Source organism: Methylophaga sp. UBA1464, assembly GCF_002325665.1.
Taxonomy (GTDB): Bacteria; Pseudomonadota; Gammaproteobacteria; order Nitrosococcales; family Methylophagaceae; genus Methylophaga.
Window position 1 is genome coordinate 8,192 of sequence record NZ_DCSO01000045.1, and the last position, 344, is coordinate 8,535.

1 protein-coding gene is annotated in these 344 nt (G+C 45.6%); it reads right to left on the reverse strand.

Going from position 1 to position 344, the window contains the following annotated elements:
• Window positions 1-11 precede the first annotated feature (11 nt).
• The coding region (locus tag B3O33_RS04680) for a Holliday junction DNA helicase RuvB C-terminal domain-containing protein (RefSeq protein ID WP_292363084.1) at window positions 12-344 on the reverse strand (333 nt) is incomplete at its 5' end.

Sequence of the window (344 nt, forward strand, 5' to 3'; positions counted from 1 at the left end):
AAAAGACTGCATTAATCACCTGTAAGATCCAAATCCGGTGTCAACCCCAAATGTAAAAAGGCCCGTTTGGTGGCAATTCGGCCACGAGGTGTCCGCATAATAAACCCTTCCTGTATCAGAAAAGGTTCAATAACATCCTCAATCGTGCCTCGTTCTTCGCCAATGGCGGCTGCCAAATTATCCAGCCCAACTGGCCCGCCCGAAAACTTTTCAATAATGGCCAACAAAAGTTTACGGTCCAACATATCAAAACCAAACTTATCAACATCCAGTAAATCCAGTGCCTGTCGAGCAATTTCCGCTGTCACCACACCATCAAACCGGACTTCCGCATAATCTCTTAT